Below are 19,999 nucleotides of genomic sequence, written 5' to 3'. Positions count from 1 at the left end.
TCAGAGAAGGCCGAGGAGCTCTTCGCTGCCGATGGTTGCCGGCACCCACCTGCACTGCAGGCGGTTTCGCATGAAGGTCAGCTGGCGCTTGGCGTAGTTGCGCGTGTGCTGCTGGATGAGTGCGACGGCCTCATCCAGGGTCGTCTTTCCCCGGAAGTGCTCGAAGAGCTCCTGGTATCCGACGGTGCAGAGCGAGGGGAGCGAGCGGTCCTCGATTTCCCTCTGGTAGCGCCTCCAGAGCCCTTCGGCTTCCTCGAGCAGCCCCTCGTGCATCATCTGCTCCGTTCTCAGGTTGATCCTTCCGTAGAGCTCCTCCCTCGGGCGAAGGAGTGCGAAGAGGGTATAGTTCGGTTTCCATTTTTGTGTTGTGGCGTCAGTGTGTGTGCGCTGCAGTTCCGTGACGCTTCGTCCGGTGGTCTCGATGATCTCGAGGCTTCGGACGAGGCGTTGCGTTTTTGTGGGGTCGAGCGTCGCCGCCTGTTGCGGGTCCAGCTTCCTGAGCCGTTCATAGAGGCGTTCAGCGCCGAAGTCCGCCAGCTGCCGTTCGAGCAGCTGGCGGACTTTTGCGTTTTTCGGGGGCAGCCCGGCAAATCCTTCGACAAGCCCCTGCAGGTAGAGAGCCGAGCCCCCGACGACGATCGCCCGTTTTCCCCGCCGGATGATCCCGAGTATGCGCGCTTCGGCCTCTAAAGCGTACTCTCCGGCGCTGAAGGGTTCTGTGAGCTCCTTTTCGTCGATGAAGTGGTATCTGACCTCACAAAGCATTCCGGGGTCGGGCTTGGCCGAGCCGATGGTGAGCTCGCGGTAGACTTGGCGGGAGTCGCAGGAGACGATCTCGGCGTCACCGAGAAGCGCCAGGCGGTGGGCGAGCGAGGATTTGCCGGACGCGGTGGGGCCGGTCAGGACCAGCACCTCGTTCTCGATCGGCGGCACCCTCACCTGCTCAGTCCGAAAAGGTTTCGAGGGCCTGCCACAGGCGCGAGAGCGGCAGGCCGACGACGTTGTAGTAACATCCTTCGATGGCCGCGACATGGCAGGCCATGACCGGATCCTGGATGCCGTAGGCGCCGGCCTTGTCCATGGGGCCGCCGGTCTCGACGTATCGCATGATCTCGGCGTCCGTCATGGGGTTGAGGGTGACCCGTGTGGTCGCCATTTCGGTCTGCAGCCGATCTCCAAAGAGCAGGGCGAAGCCGGTGTGCACGCTGTGGGTGCGCCCCTGCAGCCGGCGGAGCATGGCAACGGCGTCGTTTCTGTCCTTCGGTTTTCCGAGGATGCGCCGGTCCATGGCGACCACCGTATCTGCGCCGAGTATGAGGGCCTCTTTGGCGGCATCGGGGTGCTGGAGGAGTGCCGCCCGGGCCTTTTCGGCGGCGATGCGCATGACGTTCTCTTCGAGCGGAAGCCCGGCCTGGAACCGTTCGGGGGTGTCGACGCCGACGGCCGAGAAGGGGACGGCCATGAGGGAGAGCAGCTCCCTGCGGCGCGGAGACTGTGAAGCGAGAAGCAGGTGCGGTATCCTCATCGTTCGGTTCAGTTCAGGGTGTTCCAGCCGCGCCGGTTGAGATCCATGAAGATGAACGCCCCGGCAACCGCTCCGGCTGCAATGAAGAGCGCGCCTTCGAAGGGGTCGCCGAAAATGATCCGCCCGGTGCCGAAGAGCACGGCGTAGACCATGGCGATGCCGAGCCCCCAGTCGAGGAAGAGGCGGAGGAACCCGGTGTCGGACTCCACGTCCGGAAGGGAGCGGGAGACAGGGTTCCACAGTATTCCGCCGACCCGCGTCTTGCGGTAGAAGGCCTCGAGGTGCTCCCGCTCGGTCGGCGCGGTGATGAAGGTGACCAGCAGGGTCGCTGCGATCGTGAAGGCGACGATGATGAAAATGGAATTCGGGAAGGCGACGTCGGTGAAGAGCGAGAGGTAACTGTAGGCAAGGAAGGGCGCCACCATGGAGGTGATCTCGCTCCAGGCGTTGAGCCTCCACCAGAACCAGCGCAGGATCAGCACGAACCCGGTTCCGGCTCCGCACTGGATGAGGAACTCCCAGGCTCCCGTGATGGTCTCGAGGACGAAGAAGGTGATGTAGAGGGCGAAGCCTGCCGTAAGGGCGGTCGTGAGCTTGGAGACCCGGACGTAGTGCTTCGCCGAGCCGTCGGTTTTGATGAAACGGCGGTAGAAGTCGTTGATGATGTAACTCGTGCCCCAGTTGAGGTGGGTCGCGAGCGTCGACATGTAGGCGGCGAGGAATGCGGCGATGAGCAGTCCCTTGAGGCCGGGCGGAAGCACTGCCTGCATGACATGGACGAACCCGTCCTCCTTCTCCGCCATGGGCAGGTCGGGGAACATCACGAGGCTCGCAAGGGCGACCACGATCCAGGGCCAGGGCCTGAGGCAGTAGTGCGCCACGGTGAACCAGAGCGTCGCCAGGAGCGAGTGCTTTTCATCTTTCGCGCTCATCATGCGCTGGGCGATGTAGCCTCCGCCGCCGGGCTCTGCGCCGGGATACCAGCTGGCCCACCACTGGATGAAGGCCATCGCGGCGAACGAGGCGAAGGGGAGTGCGAAGGCGCCGCTTTCGCCGACGCCGCTGGAGTCGATGGAGGGGAAGAAGTCGAACATCCACGCCGGCAGGGCTGCCTGGAGTCCCCCGGCGTCGACGACGGCCGGCGACTGCACGGCCAGGACCGCCAGGATGATGCACCCCACGATGGCGATGACGAACTGGACCGCGTCGGTGATGGAGACGCCCCAGAGCCCGGAAAGTCCGGAGTAGAAGGTGGTGAAGAGGACGAGGGCGACGATCGTCAGCTGCGGGTTGAGGCCCGGCATCATGATGCTGATGATCTTGAACATGGCCAGATTCACCCAGCCGATGATGACGGCGTTGATGAAGAGTCCGAAGTAGATGGCCTTGAAGCCGCGCAGGAACCGGGCTGCCCTGCCGCTGTAGCGGAGCTCGATGAACTCGAGGTCGGTCAGGATCTCGGCGCGCCGCCAGAGCCGTGCGAAGAAAAAGACGGTGAGCATGCCGCCCGAGACGAAGGTCCACCAGACCCAGTTGCCGGCGATGCCGTGGCGTGCGACGAAGCCCGTGACGGCAAGCGGCGTGTCGGCGGCGAAGGTGGTGGCGACCATGCCGGTTCCGGCGATCCACCAGGGCAGCTTGCGCCCCGAGAGGAAGAACTCCCCGACGTTCTCGGACGCCCTCCTGGAGAACCAGAGCCCGATGAAGAGCGTGAGAAGCAGGTAGCCGATGATGAAGCTGTAGTCGAGGGCGTTGAGTGCGTTCATGGGCTGGAAGGGAATCCGGGGGAGGGGTCCCCCGGGTTCATGGGAATGGGGGCCCGGGGGCCCGTCGGGGAATTGTCAGCATTCGATGCGCGAGAGCTCGAGGAAGCTCTCGTAGCGGTCCTCGATCTCGAGCATGTCGAGAGCGGCGATCTTCTCGGTACCGAACTTCTCGACGCAGAAGCTGGCCATGGCGCTGCCGTAGAGGACGGCCCTGCGCAGTTCCGTCTCGGTGATCTCCGGGCAGCGGGAGAGGTGGCCGATGAAGCCTCCGGCGAAGGTGTCTCCGGCTCCGGTCGGGTCGTAGATGGACTCGAGCGGGAAGGCGGGGGCGGCGAAGATGCCGCTGTCGGTGAAGAGCAGGGCCCCATGTTCGCCTTTCTTGATGATGAGGGTTTTCGGGCCCATCTGGCGGATGATGCGGGCGGACTTCACGAGGTTCGGGTCTCCGCTCAGGAGGCGTGCCTCGCTGTCGTTGAGGATGAAGACGTCGACGCGCTTGAGGGTCTCCTTGAGCGCTTCGGGTTTGCCTTCGATCCAGAAGTTCATGGTGTCGAGGATGACCATCTCGGGCTTGTTGATCTGGTCGAGCACCTTCAGCTGGAGCTCGGGGTCGATGTTGCCGAGCACGACGATGCCGGTGTCCTGGTAGTGGTGCGGGATATGGGGATCGAAATCGGCGAACACGTTCAGCTGGGTGTCGAGCGTGTCGCGGGTGTTCATGTCGTAGTGGTAGCGGCCGGCCCAGCGGAAGGTCTTGCCGCTGTCGACCACCTGGATGCCCCTGGTGTCGATGTCGCGGTCGTGCAGCAGCTTGAAGTGCCCGTCCTCGAAGTCGTTGCCGACCACGCCGACCATCTGGATCTTGTCGGCGAAGTAGCTTGCCGAAAGGGCGATGTAGGTGGAGGATCCTCCGAGGGTGTTGTCGGAGCGGCCGAAGGGGGTTTCGATATCGTCGAATGCGAGGGAGCCGACAATGAGAATGGGCATGATGCGATGGTCGTTTAAAGGGTTCGATGGAAAATCACTCAAGATACAACTTTTACGCCGTATGATTCCAAGGCCGGCTCAATTTTCATCCGGCAGCCGGAACAGCCTGCACTCGCCGGGCCGGAGTGTGAGTTCGAGGCGGTGGTCGATGACCCGGAATGGCTCGCCGGTGATGAGGCCCCGAAGCTCCAGCGAGGCTTTGCGGAACTCGATGACCCCGCTCTTCTCCTCCTCGAGGCTGCTGTTGCCGGCAAAGAGGATGGAGCGCCCGGCGGCGGTGCGCTTGAGGGCGAAGATGGCTTCGTCCGAGACGATCGGGATGGCGATGGAGCCCGGTTCGCCGGAGAGGATGACGTCGAGGTTCTCCTTCCGGGCCTCGAGCACACGCCTGATGTAGCCGTTGAGGGGGGCGAGCCGGTTCGCTTGCTCCCAGTCGAAGGCGGCTGCGCTGAAGAGCGGGAGCGTTTCGGGGGGCCATGCCGCCCGGTCCTCGTCGTTGAAGTTGAGCCCGAGGTTGACCGGCCGCCACTCGACGATCTCCATGCCCGCATGCAGGAAGGGGATCGCCGGCAGGACGGAAGCGAGCGTGAAGACGAAGCGCGAGTAGTTCCTGCCTGCCTCCTTTTCGGGATTGCGGAACGGGATGCGGGGGGTGTTGTGGTTCTCGCCGGTTCCGAAGAACGGCAGCGCCACGCCGGTGCGGTTGAGGAAGTTGAGCAGCCCGCGGATGTAGATGATGTCGCTTACGACGAAGGGGAGGGAGCCGAAGACGGCGTTGAAGCCTTCGTCGCGGATTGCCGGAGTCGGGTCGAAGTTCTCGTCCCAGAAGACGAAGTCGGGCCGGGAGCTGCGCGCCCTTCTGACGATCTCTTTTTTCAGTTCGGAGGGCAGGGCGTGGCCCATGTCCATCATGGCCCCGTCGATCCCGTATTCCTCCTGGTAGCGGGGGATGATGGAGGCGATCTCTTCCCAGAGCCCGCTGTTGAAGGTCTCCGGATCGCTGAGGGCGGCGTCGTACTGCCGTATGGTGTTGTAGGCGATGTAGTCGAACTCCGCCGGGGTGTGCATGCGCAGGTAGGTGACATCGGTCCAGGCGGGCTGGCGGTCGTCCGGCGGCCAGTCGGAGAACGCGCTGGCGATGCGGCACGCTTCTCCGTCGGCATCGGTTCCCCTGAATCCGCCGCTTTCCGTCCTCTCGGCGGTGACCGGATGGCGGCCGAACTGCCGGCGGTACTCCCCGGAGGGGGCCGGCAGGCCCTCGAGCTCCCTCCGGTCGACGAGGCCGTAGATCTCGTTGAGGGTTTCCTGGTCGAAATGCGGCGGGCCGTAGGATTCTGCCGGCACGCTCTCCTTCAGCCAGTAGAACCAGTCGGGGTGCTGTTCTATCCAGCGGCTGTCGACGGAGGCGGTGCGGAACACGAATTCCAGCACGACGTGCATGCCGAGGAGATGGGCGGCTTCGATGAACGCCTTGAGGAGGAGTTCGGCAGAGAGGCCGAGCGCCGGTTCGGCAAGCATCGGGTCGAGCCGGAGCGGATCGCATACGGCGTAGGGGGAGCCGAGGGTGCCTTTCCTGTTCTTTTCGCCGATGGCGGTGAGGGGGAGCAGGTAGATGGTATTGGCGCCAAGTTTTTTTATATAGGGGAGCATCGCCGTGGCCTTCAGGAGCGTGCCGGTCTCGCGGAAGCCCGAGGGCAGTGCCTCGCCGGAGACCCTGCCGTCGCCGTCATGGTCGAAGGCCGCGGCGAAGCGCACGAAAAGGTTGTAGACGACGGCTTCGCGGTGCCACTCTCCGGCCCGTTCCTGCGCTCCGTCCTCCAGGATCCCGAGGAGCCGCTCGCGGTACCACTGGGCGGGGTCGACGTCGAGCGAGCCGGGCGTTTCATCTTCCCACATGCGCGGGATGCGGTAGCCGGGCCCGTTGGCGGCTGAAGGAAGGGCGCCGAGGGCGGCGATGAGGGTTTCGAGATGCTCTCTCTGCACGGTGGAGGGGGTTGGATGGATGAATCGTTCGTTCCGCCCTGGCGGCGGCCTCGATGCTCGTAACGGTATGGAATGTAGCAAATCCCATGAGGAATATCAGACTGCGCGTGGAATATGACGGAACGCCCTATGCGGGATGGCAGCGCCAGCCGGGCGGCATCGTGACGGTGCAGGGTGAGCTGGAGGCCGTTCTCGGCCGCATCCTGCAGGAGAAGGTCAACCTTGCCGCTGCGGGCAGAACCGACCGGGGCGTCCACGCCCTCGGCCAGGTGGTCAACTTCACGACCGCCTCCCTGCTTCCCCTCGACAGGCTCGCCCATTCGATCAACTGCCTCCTGCCCGATACCATCCGCGTCGACAGGCCGATGGAGGTCGATGCCTCCTTCCACGCCCGCTTCAGCGCCACGGAGCGCCAGTACCGCTACTTCCTCATCGAAAGCCCTTCGGCCGTCTGTGGGCGTTTTACCGGCTGCTCCTTCGGGCCTGTCGACATAAAGCTCATGCACTCGCTTGCGGAGTCGATCCGGGGCACGCACGATTTCAGCGCCTTCTCCCGTGAGGACCGGGACGGAACGGGAAGCCTCTGCAGCGTCCGCACGGCAGGGTGGTACCGCCACGGCCGGTTCCTCGTCTTCCATGTCGCCGCCAACCGCTTCCTGCGCAGCATGGTGCGCGGCCTTGTCGGAGCGATGCTCGACCGAGGCCGCGACCGGCTCGACCGCGATTCCTTCCTCTGCATGCTCGAGGGCGGCGCTCCGGGGCTCAGGTCTCGTCCGGCGGACGCATCGGGACTCTTCCTTACCCGCGTCGTCTATCCCCGGTAGCGCCTCCGTCCCCGCAGGATCCCTCTTGTAATAGTCGGGAAGTGTTCATATGTTGATTTCGAGCAGTACCCCCTTGACCCAGAACTTCCATACCATCATTCCTTGCCGAACGTGACCGTAAGGATCCACCATACCCTCCGGGGGCTGCTGCTTGTGCTGCTGCTCCACATCGCTCCGCTCACCCGGGCTTCCGGCCAGGACAGCTCTTCCGAGGTTTTTTCGAGCGCTACGCTTTCGGCGCAGCTCGACAGCCTGATGGAGGCGACCTACTTCAGCGACGAACACTTCGATGCGCCCGTGCCGGGTGATTCGCGCATGGCCTTTCCCTCCCAGTTCGTCCCCCAGTTCAGCGATTCGGTCTATGCCTCGAGGATCGAGGCCCTCAACCGCAAGACCCCCTTCAAGCTGACCTACAACAATCACGTCAAGGGGTTCATACGGGTCTATGCCGTCGACAAGCGGATCGCGACGACCAAGATCCTCGGCCTTACCCGCGTCTACTTTCCGGTGTTTGAATCCGCGCTCCGCCGCCATAACGTGCCGCCGGAGATGAAGTATCTGGCCATCGTGGAATCTGCCCTGAATCCGACCGCCGTATCACGCGCCGGAGCCAAGGGGCTCTGGCAGTTCATGTACGGTACCGGCAGCCTCTACGGTCTCGAGTCGTCCGCGTTCGTCGAGGACCGGTTCGACCCCGAGAAGGCCAGCGACGCTGCGGCACGCCATCTGCGCGACCTTTACGACATGTACGGAGACTGGTTCCTGGCGCTCGCCGCATACAATTCGGGGCCCGGCAACGTCAACAAGGCCATCAGGCGCGCAAGGCGCTCCATGGGTTCCGGGGTCGGCAAGGACTACTGGACCATCTGGCGCTACCTGCCGGCCGAAACCCGGGGGTACGTGCCTGCCTTCATCGCCGTCAACTATATCATGAACTTCAATCGGGAGCACAACCTCGAGCCTCTCGAGCCGGGGTTCCTCTACCGTGACATCGCCACCGTCGAGGTGCGCCGTCCGGTCTCATTCGAACGGGTGGGCCTTCTTCTCGGACTTCCTGTCGACGACCTCCGATTCCTCAATCCCCAGTACAAGATCGGCATCGTCCCCGCCGGCAACGGCACGAAGGGCGGGCTTCGCCTTCCGGAACAGTATGCGGAGCTTTTTGCCGAACGCCAGGACGAACTCTATGATCCTTCCGCTCCCCTCACCGCAGCGGTCGACTCGCTCGAAGGCAGGGCGGCGGCCGTTTCCGGGACGGAGCCGCCGCCACAGCCGGCAAGGATACTCGTCCATCGGGTGGAGAAAGGGGAGACGGCGGCCTCCATCGCGCGCCGTTACGGAACGAGCGTGCAGCGCCTCGCCGAGCTCAACAGCCTCGACTCCAGGATGAAGATCCATCGTGGACAGCGACTCCGGGTTGCCCGCCCGGGACCGCAGGACAATCGCTACGGACGCGATACGCGCTACCACCGGGTGAGAAGGGGAGAGAGCCTCTCCGTCATCGCCGCCCGCTACCATACGAGCGTAAGGCGCCTGGTCGAGTGGAACCATATTTCCGGTCGAAAGGTCATCCGTCCCGGACAGCGGCTCAGGGTCTCGCCCTGAAGCCGGTCTCGTCCCGAACGGGGCCTAATTAGTTGGCCGGGATGGTTCAATTAATGGAGAATTTTTTTATCTTTATCCTTTTCAGGTTGCGTGGCCGAATGGTTGCAGGTGGTGGAGACGTATTTTTCTTAATTCCTTAAATGAGAATCATCAAAACGTATGCGTAATATCATTTTTACCGGAAAGGGTGGCGTTGGTAAGACCTCTGTTGCAGCGGCAACGGCGCTGAGAGCCGCCGACATGGGGTACAAGACGCTCATCATGTCCACCGACCCGGCACACAGCCTCGGCGACTCGCTCGACGTCAAGCTCGGACCCTCGCCCGTGAAGGTTGCTGAAAACCTCTGGGGCCAGGAAGTCAGTGTGTTCGGCGACCTGAACCTGAACTGGGATGTCGTCCGCGAGCATTTCGCACAGCTCATGGAATCCCGCGGCATTGAAGGCGTCTACGCCGAAGAGATGGGTGTGCTTCCCGGCATGGAAGAGCTCTTCTCGCTTTCCTACATCAAACGCTACAACGAGGAACAGGCCGGCGAGTTCGACCTTCTCGTCGTCGACTGCGCTCCGACCGGAGAGACCCTCCGCCTGCTCTCGCTTCCCGAGACCTTCGGCTGGTTCATCAAGATGATCCGCAACATCGAAAAGTACATGGTCAAGCCGGTCATCCGTCCGCTCGCCAAGAAGGTCAAGAAGATCGACGACTTCGTGGCTCCCGAAGAGGTCTACGAGAAGGTCGACAACCTCTTCTCCTCGACCGAGGGCATCATCGACCTGCTTGCCGACGGCTCGAAGACCACCATGCGCCTCGTCATGAACCCCGAGAAGATGGTCATCAAGGAGTCCATGCGCGCCCTGACCTACCTGAACCTCTACGGCATCACGGTCGACCGCATCACCATCAACCGTGTCATGCCTGACCAGAGCCCGGATCCCTACTTCCAGCAGTGGCGTTCCATCCAGCAGAAGTACATCGACCAGATCGAAGAGGCTTTCGCTCCGATCCCGATCGCCGAAGTTCCGCTCTTCAACAACGAAGTTGTGGGTCTCGACATGCTCCGCAAGGTCGGCGAAAAGGTCTACGGCGAGCAGAACCCGATGGAGGTCTGCTTCAGGGAGAACCCGATCGACATCAGCAAGGTTTCCGATGGGCACTACAAGGTCCGCGTCCGTCTTCCCTTCATGGAGAACATGGGTCTCGAGCCCAAGATCATGAAGCTCGGCGACGACCTGACCATCCGTATCGGCGACTACCAGAAAATCGTTGCCCTGCCGATCTTCCTGGCAGGCATGGAGTCTACCGGCGCCTCGTTCGAGGACAAGTGGCTCAGCATCGATTTCGAAAAGGGCGCGTAAGGCCGGCGGCGCCCCGGACGTCGGGGCTCCCGTTTCCAAGAGTTCCAGCCTGCCGGTTTCCGGCAGGCTTTTTTAATGCCCGTGCCGTCAGAGCGGACCGGGTTCTCGGGGGACCGGAATTTATTGGTGCACCACTTCATTATTATATCGTTGTTTTTTTTATCTTCACTCACTACTAGAACGAGCATTTTGTCTGTATCGCTGATGGAACAGTTACATGATTTACGGGTCTCGAGCATCATCCGGCTCTCGTCCCCCGGCGACCTGAAAGAGCAGCTTCCGGTCGATGAGGCTGCGGCCGGGACCGTTGCCGCCGGCCGCCGTGAGGTGGAGGGAATCCTGACGGGCAAGGACCGTCGCATGCTGGTGATCGTCGGTCCCTGTTCGATCCACGACATCGGTTCCGCACGCGAGTACGCCGAGCGACTGCTGGCCCTTCGTCGCGAGCTGAAGGAGGATCTTTCGATCGTCATGCGGGTCTACTTCGAGAAGCCCCGCACGACCATCGGCTGGAAAGGATTCATCAATGATCCGCACCTTGACGATACCTTCGATATCGAGCACGGACTGTTCCACGCCCGGAAGCTCCTGCTCGAGATCAACGCCATGGGCCTGCCCTGCGCCACGGAGTTCCTCGATCCCATCACGCCCCAGTACGTGGCCGACGTCATCAGCTGGGCCGCCATCGGCGCCCGCACCATCGAGTCGCAGACGCACCGCCAGATGGCCAGCGGCCTCTCCATGCCCGTCGGGTTCAAGAACTCGACCGACGGCCGCCTCGGCGTGGCCGTCGACGCGATCCGTTCGGCCATGCATCCGCACAGCTTCCTCGGCATCGACCAGGAGGGTCGCAGCAGCGTCATCACCACCAAGGGCAATCCGTTCGGCCACATGGTCCTGCGTGGCGGAAGCGGCGGGCCCAACTACGACAGCCGGAGCATCGCATCGGCGGAGGCCCTCCTGAAGAAGGCCGGCCTGCAGCAGTCGCTCCTTGTCGACTGCAGCCATGCCAACTCCGGCAAGAAGCACGCCGAGCAGCTCAACGTCTGGGAGAACATCCTCAGCCAGAAGCAGGCAGGCAACCGCAGCATCGCCGGTGTCATGATCGAAAGCAACATCTGTTCCGGCAACCAGCCGTTCCCCGAGGACCCCGAAAAGCTTCACTACGGCGTCTCGATCACCGACGAGTGCATCTCGTGGGAGGAGACCGAGCGCATGCTGCGGCAGGGAGCCGAGGTGGTCCGCAATCTCTCTTGACAGTTCTCATTTTTAAGTAACACAACCCCGTTCAACCATGAATATCGATAAGCTTGTCCTTGCCATCGCCGGCACCCTGATTCTTGTCAGCATCGCCCTTGCCATGACCGTCAGCACCGCCTGGCTCTGGCTGACCGCCGTCGTCGGCACCATGATGCTCCAGTCCGCCTTCACCGGCTTCTGTCCGATGGCTCTCATCCTCAAGTCTCTCGGCGTCGAGCCCGGCAGCGCGTTCAAGTAAACCGCCCTTCAGAGAGCGATCATTGACTGAAATCCCCCTTCTCCAGGGGGATTTCTTTTCCTGAAAAGCAAATCCCCGAGGAGGACCCATGTCCGTAGAGATCCGACAGGTGCGTACGAAGGCCGAACGCAAAGCGTTCATCAAGTTCGCCTGGAATGTGTATAGGAAGGACCCCCAGCTGAAGAAGAACTGGGTTCCGCCGGTGATCTCCGACTACATGAAGACGCTCGACACCGAGACCTTTCCGCTTTACGAGCACGCCGAGCTTGCCATGTTCACGGCCTGGAAGGACGGAGCGATGGCCGGCACCATCGCCGCCCTAGAGAACAGCCGCCACAACGAGGTGCATCAGGACAGGGTCGGGTTCTGGGGGTTCTTCGAGTGCTACAACGACCAGGAGGTCGCCAACGCCCTGTTCGCCGCTGCCGCCGTATGGCTGAAAAAGAAGGGGCTCGACACGATGCGCGGACCCGTCAGCCCTTCGATGAACGACCAGTGCGGCATGCTGACGAAGGGCTACGACAGCCCGCCGGTCTTCCTCATGCTCTACAACCCTCCCTACTACAACGACCTCGTCATCAATGCCGGCCACCATGTCGGACAGGAGCTGCTGGCGTGGTATATCGACCAGAAGATCATCGATATCGGCCGTCTCCGTAAGATCTCTCAGCACGTCATGAAGCGCGAGGGTCTTTCGATCCGCATCATCGACATGAAGAACTTCGACGCTGAGATCGCCAAGGTGCGCGATATCTACAACAGCGCATGGGAGAAGAACTGGGGGTTCGTGCCGATGACGGATAGGGAGTTCGACTTCATGGCCAAGAGCCTCAAGCCGATCGCCAATCCGCACTACATTTATTTCGTCGAGGATGCAGAGGGCAGGACCATCGGGTTCTCGCTCTCGCTGCCCGACATCAACCAGGCGCTCCGCCACGTCAACGGCAACCCGTTCACCCCGTGGGGCTTCCTGAAGTACCTCTGGTACAGCCGCAACATTTCGCTGGTCCGCACCATCGTGATGGGCGTGCTTCCCGAATACCGCAACAAGGGCATCGACAGCATCCTCAACACGCATATCGCCGATTACGGCGGGCAGCACGGCCTGTTCGCAAGCGAGATGAGCTGGGTCTTGAAGTCGAACGAGGCGATGTCGAAGCTCGCAAAGGTGATCGGCGGCAAGCCCTACAAGGAGTACGTGATCTACGAGAAGAAGATCGCCTGAGCCTACCTTCCGAGGCTCTCGTTGAGGGCGCGCCCGGCCGACGTCCGGTCGCGCTCCGACAGCGAGCCGAGTTTCCTCGATACCAGGCTTTTCGGGAGGGTGAAGCACTTCAGCCGGATCCGGCAGGGGTGCATGAGCCGTGCCTCCTCCCAGTCCAGAACCTCGCAGTCGCTCTTCCAGCGGCTGTTGCCGGCCGTCGTGATCATGGCAAGTATCAGGTGGTCGTGCAGGCGGTTGAACGCTCCCGTCGAGACGACGAGCGCAGGCCTTCGCTTCGTTGCCGCCCTGTCGGTGAAGGGGAAGGGGACCACCACCGTATCGAACTGCTCAAAGTCCACTCCACGCCTCCTCGTCTTCCTTTCCGTACCATTCCGAAAGCGACTCCTCGACGCAGATGAGGTAGGGATCCGCCTGCGGCGTGATCTTCGTCATGATGATACTCTTTCCCTCGATCCCGACTTCCAGCGTATCACCTTTTCTCAGGCCGGCAGCTTTTCTTATCCGGACGGGTACGGTGACCTGGCCCTTTTCCGTTATTCTGGTGGTTTCCATTCTTCTGTCAGTGTGGTATGAATATCCTACTTGTAAGAATATAAGTATTGTGTCGAAAACCGGCAATTACCGGGATCGATCGAGCGGAAACGGCAAAAGGGCCCGAAGGCCCCTTTGCTGCTCTGCTGTCAAGCACACACACAAGACAGTTTGCGGAAAGAACGATGTGATTCCGTTTAGAACGACGCCATGAAGGTCAGGAAGGACTTCTCGGAATCCGGGTTGTAGATGTAAGCCGCGGTGTAGCGGTCCTTCGAAACCGAGATGCCGGTGTTGACGACAGCAAAGTCCTTATTCGAGGCTGCCGGGCGATAATACGCTTCGGTGCCGCCGCCGACGAATGCCGAAGCGGTATAGCCGTCCTTGTCATAGAACCCGTAACCGACCTCACAGTAGACGGCGTTGTTGGTGTCAATACCGCTGAGGTTGACTGCCGCCAGAAGGCTCAGGTCGTCGATCTCACCGCTTGCGCTAAGCTCAACGACGTTCGGGCCGTCTTCCCCGAAATCGAAGTTGTTGGCGGCGTCAGGGGTGCAGTTGTAGTTGGTAAGGGTAAAGGCGACCGGGCCGACCGGAACGGTTGCATAGAGGTCGATCTCCTTGTAACGGCTGGACACGCCATCCGTCGTGTGTTCCGAAACGGCATACGATCCCCATGCGCCGACTTCGACGCCGATGCCCGGGAAGGTGTAGCTGAGGCTCGGCTGGATATTCAGCCCGCCGTCGAATTCAACACCCCTCCACACGTAGCTGCTGACGACGTCGGCGCCGATGCTGAAGCCTTCGTCTGCCTTTGCGGTGCCGGTGAACGCAGCTGCCAAAGCTACTGCGAGGGTAAGGGATTTAAGGGTCTTTCTCATTTGTCTTCTCCTGATTGCTGATTGTTGTGTGGTTGCCGGGGCGCTCATAACGGCGCCCCGACGGTTGGTTGTTTACGCGAAAGAACAGCGAAAGAACGGTTTCGATTCTCAGCCGATGGCGTCGGAGCCGTTCTCTTCGGTACGGATCCTGACGCAGTCGGGCAGGTCGAAGATGAAGATCTTTCCGTCGCCGATCTCACCCGTCTTGGCGCCTTTCACGATGGCCTTGACGGTCTTGTCGGCGTAATCGTCGTTGACGCCGATCTCCAGCTTTATCTTTTTGAGGAGGTTGACCTCGCTCGGCACGCCGCGGTAGACTTCCGTGTAGCCTCCCTGTGCGCCGCAGCCCAGAGCGTTGGTCACCGTCATTTTCCTCACTCCGATCTCAGCAAGCGCCTCCTTGACGTCGGGCAGCTTATGCGGCTGGATCATTGCAATTATGTATTTCATTGTGTGAGCTCCGGTTATTGGTTACCTGGTGGTGAAGATGTCGAATCCGTAGTAGGCCTCCTCCTCGTGCTCGGAGATGTCGAGACCCTTCATTTCATCGTCCCTCGAGACGCGCAGCATGCCGACCGATTTGAGGATCAAGAAGAGGACCAGCATGGTGGCGAAGCCCCAGAGCGGGATGACGATCGAGCCGACGATCTGCGCAACCATCGGGTGGCCGCCGAAGATCCAGGTGGCCAGGCCGCCCCAGACGCCGTTCAGGCCATGGACCGGCCATGCGCCGACCGGATCGTCTATCTTCAGGGCGTCGAGCATCTTTACGCCGAGGACGACGAGGATGCCGGCGACGATTCCGATGATGAGCGATTCGTTGTAGGTGACCGAATCGCAGTTGGCGGTGATGCCGACAAGTCCGCCGAGGAGGCCGTTCATGGCCATCGTCAGGTCAGGCTTCTTGAAGATCACCCAGGCGAAAAGCATTGCGGCGACAGAGCCGGCTGCTGCTGAAAGCAGGGTGTTGGTGGCGATGATCATGACGATGTCAGTGTTGGCCGCTCCTGCGATCGCAAGCTGGCTGCCGGGGTTGAAGCCGAACCAGCCGATGAGCAGGATGAAGACGCCGAGCGTGCTGAGTGCAAGGTTGTGGCCGGGCAGTGCGTTCGGCGAGCCGTCAGCATTGAAGCGGCCGATACGTGGTCCGAGGACGATGGCTGCGGCCAGGCCTGCAAATCCGCCGAGGGCGTGCACGACAAGGGAACCGGCGAAATCATAGAAGCCCATCTCGTTAAGGAATCCGCCGCCCCACTTCCAGAATCCGCTGATCGGATAGACGAAGGCGGTGATGATGACCGAGTAGATCAGGTAGGCTTCGAACTTCATCCTTCCTGCAACGGCGCCGGAGACGATGGTTGCGGCGGTTGCGGCAAATGCCACCTGGAAGAGGAAGTCGACGGCCGGGTGCAGGTTGCCTGCAGCGGCTCCGGGTGAGTCTGCGCTGATGCCGAATCCTCCGAATCCGAACCATCCACCCGAGAACGCATCCCCGGGATACATCAGGCCGTATCCGATGACGTAGAACAGGATGACGCCGATACCGAGGTCCATCATGTTCTTGAAGAGGATGTTGACCGTGTTCTTCGCGGCGTTCAGGCCCGACTCGACGAGTGCGAATCCTGCCTGCATGAAGAGGACAAGCACGGCGCAGATGAAGAGAAAGAAGTTGTCTATCGCATAGGCGTTTACGGCGTCCGCCGTTGCCTCGGCCGCATGGAGCGGCGGGCTGAGGAGGGCGAGCGCCAGAAACGCGCCTACGGAAAGAACTCCCGATGTCAGCGTTGATCGTTTCATGCTGGTGATTGTTTACTGTTTGTTAAAAAGATTAAGCGTGATTGATGCGCTGGGAAATTCTTTAAGAGAATTCCTTGGATTAATATAAAGAAATAATGCAATCACACAAATAAGTAGTAAATAATTAATGAAAATATCCCCTGCCCTTTAATAATTAAGCCGATTTCCGGATCCGGTACGGTTTGGCCCGGCGTTCCCGGGGTGCTACATTTCAGCAGTGGTATGCATTCGAAAACGCAGGCAGGACAATCCTCGATGGGAGAGTGCGTCATAACGGTACGCGGGAGTGTGGACGCCTACGAAGCGCTTCGTGAAGAGGTGCGGCTGTTCGCCGCGGAAGAGGGCTACGGGCGGGATTTCTGCGGGCAGCTGCAGCTTTCGCTGAAGGAGCTGTTCGTCAATGCGGTCCGCCACGGCAACCGCGGCATGGAGCATCTCCGCATCACCTTCCGCTTCCAGGCTTCGCTCGAGGCCAACGGTCCGGTGCTGCGGGTGTCGGTGACCGACTGCGGCAGCGGCTTTGCCCTTGCCGATCTTGCCGATCCGACCTCTCCGCAGTTCCTTCTGCGCTCTTCGGGGAGAGGAATGTATATTATATCGAGCATCGCAGAAATCGTCGGGGTCGAGCGCCACGGACCGGGCTGCACGCTCCGGCTCCGGTATGCGCCCTACTGACCCCCTTCAATCTCCTAAACAGGAACAGAAAATCATGATGGATCTTTCGAGAAGCGCGGCGTGGAGCGCACTTGTATCACACCGCCAGGAGATGGAACGTCTCCATATGCGCGAGATGTTCACTTCCGATCCGGGGCGTTTCGATCGTTTCTCGCTCTGCTGGAACGGCCTGCTCCTCGACTACTCGAAGAACCGCATCACCCCGAAGACCATGGAGCTTCTGATGGAGCTGGCCCGGCAGGCGAAGGTGGTTGAGGCTCGCGAGAGGATGTTCGGCGGGGAAAAGATCAATTTCACGGAGGATCGTGCGGTCCTGCACACTGCGCTGCGCCGACCTGCCGGCTATCGGCTCGAGGTCGACGGCGTCGATGTGCCCTCCGAGGTCGCTTCGGTGCTCGAGCAGATGAAGGCGTTCACCGACCGCGTGGTCGGCGGCGAATGGAAAGGCTACACCGGCAAGCGCATCACCGACGTCGTCAATATCGGCATCGGGGGATCGGATCTCGGCCCGTGCATGGTGACCGAGGCCCTGCGGCCGTTCGCCCACGGATCCATCGCCGTGCACTTCGTCTCCAACATCGACGGAACGCATGTGAGCGAGGTGCTGCGCCGTCTCGATCCCGAAACCACTCTCTTCGTCATCGCCTCGAAGACCTTCACCACGCAGGAGACTCTCACCAACGCCATGACGGCCAGGGAGTGGTTCCTCAGTCGGGCGCTCGAGCCGTCCTACATCGCCCGGCACTTCGTCGCCGTTTCGACCAACCGCCAAAAGGTCGTCGAGTTCGGCATCGATCCCGACAACATGTTCCGGTTCTGGGACTGGGTCGGCGGCCGTTATTCGCTCTGGTCCGCCATCGGGCTCTCCATCGCACTCTATCTCGGATTCGAGGGGTTCATGGAGCTCCTTCGCGGAGCGCGGGCCATGGATGAGCACTTCCAGGAAGCTCCGCTCGAAGAAAACATTCCCGTCATCCTCGCCCTGCTCGGCATCTGGTACGCCAACTTCTTCGAAGTGCCGTCCCACGCCGTCATTCCCTACGACCAGTACCTGCACCGGCTGCCGGCATACCTCCAGCAGCTCGATATGGAGAGCAACGGCAAGCGCATCGACCGGCTCGGCCGGACGGTGGAGTACCCCACCGGTCCGGTCATCTGGGGCGAGCCGGGCACCAACTCGCAGCACGCATTCTTCCAGCTCCTGCACCAAGGCAGCGGATTCATCCCGGCCGACTTCATCGTGCCGCTGAAGACCCAGAACCCGAGAGGGGAGCATCACGACATCCTCGTAGCCAACTGCTTCGCCCAGACCGAGGCCCTCATGCGCGGCAAGACCGCGGCCGAGGCTGGCGAAGAGCTGCGCGAGGCGGGTGCCGACGAAGAGCGGCTGCGAGAGCTCACGCCGCACAAGGTTTTTCCGGGGAACCGTCCGACCAACACGCTGCTGTTCGACGAGATCAACCCCTTCCATCTCGGCAGCCTCATCGCCATGTATGAGCACAAGGTGTTCGTCCAGGGGGTGGTATGGCAGATCAACTCTTTCGACCAGTGGGGGGTGGAGCTCGGCAAACAGCTGGCGAAGGCCATCCTGCCGGAGCTGCAGGCGGGTGAGGAGTGCGCGGCCCACGACAGTTCGACCAATGCGCTCATCAACACCTACCGCAGCTGGCGCGAAGGGCATGCCGGCCTCTCCGGCCGGCAGATCTCATTCTTCGATGAAGCCTGAGAGGTTGGGGCTCCGGTAGAGGGTTCCCGCGCTGTCGACGAGGACGAAGGCGATCGAGGTGTCACGCCGTACCCTTTCGAGGGCGGCGTTTGGTTCCATGACGAAGAACGCGGTCGCATAGGCGTCCGCGTGCGCCGGATCGAGGGCGAAGACGGTAGCGCTCTTCATCCCGCGGGCGGGACGGCCGGTCCTGAGGTCCAGGATGTGGTGGTATCTCCGGCCCTTCCAGGTGAAGAAGTTTTCGTACCCGCCGCTTGTGGCGACGGCGCAGTTGCGTTTGATGCGGAAGCGCAGGATGGGAGGTGCGTCCTTCCGGTCGGGATCCTGTATGCCCGAGGTCCACTCTCCGGTTCTTTTCCTGCCGTGTACCCAGAGGTCCCCGCCGGCGTTGATGATGTAGTTCCCGATTCCCGCCTTCTCAAGGATTCGCCCGGCTTCGCGTGCCGCATAGCCTTTCGCGATCCCGCCGAACCCGATCTTCATTCCCTTGCGCTCAAGAAAGAGGGTCCTGTGCGCCGTATCGAGCCGTACGTGCCGGTAGTCGACATGGCGGAGGGCCATGGCGATGCTGTCGGGGGGCGGCGGGGCCTTGCGGTGCTTGATGTCCCAGAGCCTGCCGAGCGGGAGGAAGGTGGAGTCGAAAAGTCCGTCGGTGCTGTCTGAGATGGCCAGCGAGAGTGCGCTCACGCGGGCGAGGTCTCTGGATATCGTGACGGGAGCCGAGCCGGCGTTTTCTGCTGCCCGGCTGACCGGGCTTTGCGCAATCCACTCGCTCATCTCGGATTCGAGTTCTGCGATGCGGCGGAACCCGCTGGCGAATGCTTCGCGCACCTCGTCTTCGTTCATCCCATCGGTTTCGGCCTTGAAGGAGAACACGGTGCCCATGAGCACTTTCTCCTGTTCGTAGATCTTCGCTCCGCTATCGGGATTCGAGCAGGAGAGCAGCAGGAGCAGGGGGGCGAGAAGAAGGAAGAGTGCCGGGGCCCGAAAACAGCACCGCCTCCGCTGTGGGGCGGAGGCGGCCGGCCGGTTTCGCGCCGAGGTCATCAGACGAGGCCGGAGAACCCCATGAATGCGAGCGAGAGGATCGCCGCACCGATGAAGGCGATGGGGACGTTGCGGAAGGGGGCCGGGATGTCGGCGTCCTCGAGCTTTTCGCGCATGCCGGCGAAGATGACGATGGCCAGGATGAAGCCGATGGCCGAGAAGAAGGAGAAGACCACCGACATGACGAAGGAGTACTCCTCCTGGATTGCAAGAAGCGCCACGCCGAGGATGGCGCAGTTGGTGGTGATGAGCGGAAGGTAGATGCCGAGCGCGCTGTAGAGCGGCTTGGATACCTTTTTCAGGACGATCTCGACGAGCTGTACGAGCGAGGCGATGACCAGGATGTACATCACGGTCTGCAGGAACTGGATCTTGAACGGGACCAGTACGCCGAAGTAGAGTACGTAGGTGATGGCCGTGGCAAGCGTCATGACGAAGGTCACGGCCAGGCCCATGCCGATGGCCGTATCGAGCTTCTTGGAGACGCCGAGGTAGGGGCAGATGCCGAGGAAGCGCGCAAAGACGACGTTGTTGACGAAGATTGCGCTGACGATGACGAGCAGGTATTCTCCCATG

At 61.6% G+C, this 19,999-nt stretch carries 20 protein-coding genes; 8 read left to right on the top strand and 12 right to left on the bottom strand.

Annotated features, from left to right (window positions below; all coding sequences use genetic code 11):
- The 5 genes from miaA to E0L29_RS08140 form a co-directional block, all read right to left on the bottom strand.
- Positions 1-939 carry a tRNA (adenosine(37)-N6)-dimethylallyltransferase MiaA gene (miaA, locus tag E0L29_RS08160; protein WP_242664332.1) on the bottom strand — a complete coding sequence of 313 codons (939 nt, stop codon included), beginning with the start codon at positions 937-939 and terminating at the stop codon, positions 1-3.
- A gap of 4 nt (positions 940-943) precedes the next feature.
- Complete coding sequence (locus E0L29_RS08155) at positions 944-1,525, bottom strand: Maf family protein (RefSeq protein ID WP_131357472.1); 582 nt, start codon at positions 1,523-1,525, stop codon at positions 944-946.
- 8 nt (positions 1,526-1,533) lie between these two features.
- On the bottom strand, positions 1,534-3,291 hold the full coding sequence (locus E0L29_RS08150) for a sodium:solute symporter family protein (protein ID WP_131357469.1): 1,758 nt from the start codon (positions 3,289-3,291) through the stop codon (positions 1,534-1,536).
- 75 nt (positions 3,292-3,366) lie between these two features.
- Positions 3,367-4,278 (bottom strand): PfkB family carbohydrate kinase, encoded by a 912-nt coding sequence (locus E0L29_RS08145; RefSeq protein ID WP_131357466.1) that lies wholly within the window; start codon positions 4,276-4,278, stop codon positions 3,367-3,369.
- A gap of 78 nt (positions 4,279-4,356) precedes the next feature.
- Positions 4,357-6,261 (bottom strand): alpha-amylase, encoded by a 1,905-nt coding sequence (locus E0L29_RS08140; RefSeq protein WP_131357463.1) that lies wholly within the window; start codon positions 6,259-6,261, stop codon positions 4,357-4,359.
- Between the two features lie 86 nt (positions 6,262-6,347).
- Between E0L29_RS08140 and truA the strand changes: the two genes are divergently transcribed.
- From truA to E0L29_RS08110, 6 genes are all read left to right on the top strand, one after another.
- Positions 6,348-7,085 (top strand): tRNA pseudouridine(38-40) synthase TruA, encoded by a 738-nt coding sequence (truA, locus tag E0L29_RS08135; RefSeq protein WP_131357460.1) that lies wholly within the window; start codon positions 6,348-6,350, stop codon positions 7,083-7,085.
- A gap of 111 nt (positions 7,086-7,196) precedes the next feature.
- Positions 7,197-8,690: a lytic transglycosylase domain-containing protein gene (locus E0L29_RS08130; protein WP_242664335.1), complete on the top strand. Its 1,494-nt coding sequence runs from the start codon at positions 7,197-7,199 to the stop codon at positions 8,688-8,690.
- Positions 8,691-8,849: 159 nt separating this feature from the next.
- Positions 8,850-10,043 carry an ArsA family ATPase gene (locus E0L29_RS08125; protein ID WP_131357454.1) on the top strand — a complete coding sequence of 398 codons (1,194 nt, stop codon included), beginning with the start codon at positions 8,850-8,852 and terminating at the stop codon, positions 10,041-10,043.
- 204 nt (positions 10,044-10,247) lie between these two features.
- Positions 10,248-11,300, top strand: coding sequence for a 3-deoxy-7-phosphoheptulonate synthase (locus tag E0L29_RS08120; RefSeq protein WP_131357451.1), 1,053 nt, complete (start codon positions 10,248-10,250; stop codon positions 11,298-11,300).
- A gap of 37 nt (positions 11,301-11,337) precedes the next feature.
- Positions 11,338-11,541, top strand: a complete 204-nt coding sequence (locus E0L29_RS08115) for a DUF2892 domain-containing protein (protein ID WP_131357448.1) — start codon at positions 11,338-11,340, stop codon at positions 11,539-11,541.
- 88 nt (positions 11,542-11,629) lie between these two features.
- On the top strand, positions 11,630-12,766 hold the full coding sequence (locus E0L29_RS08110; RefSeq protein ID WP_131357445.1) for a GNAT family N-acetyltransferase: 1,137 nt from the start codon (positions 11,630-11,632) through the stop codon (positions 12,764-12,766).
- 2 nt (positions 12,767-12,768) lie between these two features.
- Here E0L29_RS08110 and E0L29_RS08105 read toward each other — a convergent pair whose 3' ends face one another.
- The 5 genes from E0L29_RS08105 to E0L29_RS08085 all read right to left on the bottom strand — a co-directional run bounded on the left by E0L29_RS08105 (position 12,769) and on the right by E0L29_RS08085 (position 15,975).
- On the bottom strand, positions 12,769-13,104 hold the full coding sequence (locus tag E0L29_RS08105) for a type II toxin-antitoxin system PemK/MazF family toxin (RefSeq protein ID WP_131357442.1): 336 nt from the start codon (positions 13,102-13,104) through the stop codon (positions 12,769-12,771).
- Positions 13,094-13,318: an AbrB/MazE/SpoVT family DNA-binding domain-containing protein gene (locus tag E0L29_RS08100; RefSeq protein ID WP_131357439.1), complete on the bottom strand. Its 225-nt coding sequence runs from the start codon at positions 13,316-13,318 to the stop codon at positions 13,094-13,096. Before E0L29_RS08100 ends, E0L29_RS08105 begins: the two co-directional genes overlap by 11 nt.
- Positions 13,319-13,494: 176 nt before the next feature.
- The gene (locus E0L29_RS08095) at positions 13,495-14,178 is read right to left on the bottom strand and encodes a hypothetical protein (protein ID WP_131357436.1); all 684 of its coding nucleotides are present in this window, start codon (positions 14,176-14,178) and stop codon (positions 13,495-13,497) included.
- Positions 14,179-14,286: 108 nt separating this feature from the next.
- The gene (locus tag E0L29_RS08090) at positions 14,287-14,628 is read right to left on the bottom strand and encodes a P-II family nitrogen regulator (protein WP_131357433.1); all 342 of its coding nucleotides are present in this window, start codon (positions 14,626-14,628) and stop codon (positions 14,287-14,289) included.
- A gap of 21 nt (positions 14,629-14,649) precedes the next feature.
- The gene (locus tag E0L29_RS08085; RefSeq protein ID WP_131357430.1) at positions 14,650-15,975 is read right to left on the bottom strand and encodes an ammonium transporter; all 1,326 of its coding nucleotides are present in this window, start codon (positions 15,973-15,975) and stop codon (positions 14,650-14,652) included.
- A gap of 222 nt (positions 15,976-16,197) precedes the next feature.
- Between E0L29_RS08085 and E0L29_RS08080 the strand changes: the two genes are divergently transcribed.
- The gene (locus E0L29_RS08080; RefSeq protein ID WP_242664330.1) at positions 16,198-16,650 is read left to right on the top strand and encodes an ATP-binding protein; all 453 of its coding nucleotides are present in this window, start codon (positions 16,198-16,200) and stop codon (positions 16,648-16,650) included.
- Between the two features lie 37 nt (positions 16,651-16,687).
- Positions 16,688-18,376 carry a glucose-6-phosphate isomerase gene (pgi, locus tag E0L29_RS08075; RefSeq protein ID WP_131357540.1) on the top strand — a complete coding sequence of 563 codons (1,689 nt, stop codon included), beginning with the start codon at positions 16,688-16,690 and terminating at the stop codon, positions 18,374-18,376.
- Here the strand turns inward: pgi and E0L29_RS08070 are convergent.
- The gene (locus E0L29_RS08070; protein ID WP_131357427.1) at positions 18,356-19,423 is read right to left on the bottom strand and encodes an FAD:protein FMN transferase; all 1,068 of its coding nucleotides are present in this window, start codon (positions 19,421-19,423) and stop codon (positions 18,356-18,358) included. The two genes, pgi and E0L29_RS08070, sit on opposite strands and share 21 nt — an antisense overlap.
- A complete protein-coding gene (gene rsxA, locus E0L29_RS08065; RefSeq protein ID WP_131357425.1) occupies positions 19,423-19,998 on the bottom strand; it encodes an electron transport complex subunit RsxA in 576 nt (191 codons plus the stop codon). Before rsxA ends, E0L29_RS08070 begins: the two co-directional genes overlap by 1 nt.
- Between the last annotated feature and the right edge of the window lies 1 nt (position 19,999).

The organism is Chlorobium sp. N1, from assembly GCF_004332115.1.
In the GTDB taxonomy this organism is placed as follows: domain Bacteria; phylum Bacteroidota; class Chlorobiia; order Chlorobiales; family Chlorobiaceae; genus Chlorobium.
Note: the sequence above shows the minus strand (reverse complement) of the source record. Positions and strands in the feature narration are given on the sequence as shown.